Origin of the sequence: Kitasatospora sp. NPDC091257, assembly GCF_044757675.1 — a bacterium.
Lineage (GTDB): Bacteria > Actinomycetota > Actinomycetes > Streptomycetales > Streptomycetaceae > Kitasatospora > Kitasatospora lactacystinica.
Genome location: NZ_JBIVVI010001592.1, coordinates 1 through 1,665, shown reverse-complemented (window position 1 = coordinate 1,665; position 1,665 = coordinate 1). Strand labels below are relative to the sequence as shown.

The window sequence follows — 1,665 nt, the reverse complement described above, 5'->3', positions numbered from 1 at the left end:
CGGCCCCCCGCGCTGACCCGGGTCGTGCACGGCGTACCGTACCGCGTACGACGAGCAGTCAGGAGCGTACGGCCTTACTCTCATACCGGAGGAACCGGACGTATCAGGATCTGTCCGAAGCCGTTCGCCGCTCAGTTCTTCCCAGTATGGTGGTCCCGCAGAACGCCGTACCCGACCGCCGCCCGCCCCAGCCAAGGCCCGGCGACCACGAACCGCGGTCGCGCCGCACGGCCCGCCCGCGAACCCGGAGCAGAGCAGCATTGAGCAGCCGCGAATCTGACAACGCCCACCCGACGCCCCGGCGCACGGGCCCGGACGCCTACCCGTCGGGCACGCCGCCCTACGGCACGCCGGGGCTCCCCGGCGGCGACCGGGCCGACGCCGGACCGGGCGCCGCGTCGGGCGGCGAGGACGACGGTCCGAAGACCGAGACCACCCTGACCACCCGGGTCCGGATCAACATCCCCGGCTCGCGTCCGATCCCGCCGGTCGTCGTCCGCAGCACCGTCAAGAACGAGGACGGCCCGGGCGATGACGCCCCGGCCGCCGCCGCCGAACCGGGCGGCCCGCGGCACCGCTCCGCGCCGACCTCGCCCGTCCTCGGTGTGATGGACGACGGCGGCCGCCAGGCCGCCCCGCCGAACCTGCCGCCGGAGTGGCAGATCCCGCCGATCCCGCCGGCGACCTCGGAGTCGGAGTCCACCGGCGCCTGGTTCCGCCCGCGCCAGAAGAAGGCCGCGACCGCCGAGTCCGCGCCGGCCACGGCTCCGGCGACCGTTCCGGCCGGTGCCGTGGGCACGACGGAGGCCCCGGTCGCCCCGGGCGGCGCCGAGCCGCGCCCGCAGGGTGCCCGTCCGGCCGCGGGCCGACCCGCCCGTGCCGACGGCGCGCGGAACGGCACCCCGAACGGCCGGCCGGTGCCCGCCCAGGGCAAGCAGCCGAACCCGGCAGCCGCGCCCGTCGCGCCGTTCCACGCCGAGGCCCCGGTGGAGGAGCCCGGCGTGTACGAGGCCGCCGACCCGTTCGCGCCGGTCACCGACCCGTTCGGCACCTCCGTTCCCGACGCCGGCGCGCAGGGCCTGCCCCGGCGCGACGGCGGGCAGCAGAGCCGCGGACAGCAGAACGGGCAGCAGAACGGGCAGCCGCAGAACCGTCAGCAGCGCAAGAACCGGCCGGGCGGGCCGCAGCAGCCCGGCCCGCAGAACGGCTTCCAGCCGAACGGCCACCAGGCGCCCGCGCCGCACCCGCCGTCCGGGCCGGTCACCGAGCCGAACCCGGAGGACACCTCCGTCGACGGCTTCGCGCCGATCCGCGACAACACCCCGCCGCCCGCCGCGATACCCGGCCTGCCCCGGAACGGCGCCCCGCACGGCGCCGACGGCCGTCCGCAGCCGGGCCTGTTCGCCTCGGCCCCGACCGGCACCGATCCGTTCGCCGCCCAGCGCCCGGCCGCCCCCGGCCACGGCCAGGAGGTCCCCGCCGCTCCGGCGGGCCCCGGCGCCCTCTTCCCGGGCGCGCCCGGCACCGCCGCGCAGCCCGGCGACCCGGAGGCCACCGCGGTCACCCCGCTGCCGGCCCCGGCGCCCGGCCCCCGGCCCGAGGGCTCCGAGGAGACCAGGAACGCCAAGGGCGGCAAGGGCGGCAAGGGCTCCAAGGCCACCCCGG

General features: G+C 78.6%; 1 pseudogene. It reads left to right on the top strand.

From position 1 onward, the window contains the following. Positions 1 to 260: 260 nt before the first annotated feature. Positions 261 to 1,665: pseudogene (locus tag ACIQOV_RS40575) on the top strand (hypothetical protein); the annotation flags it as partial.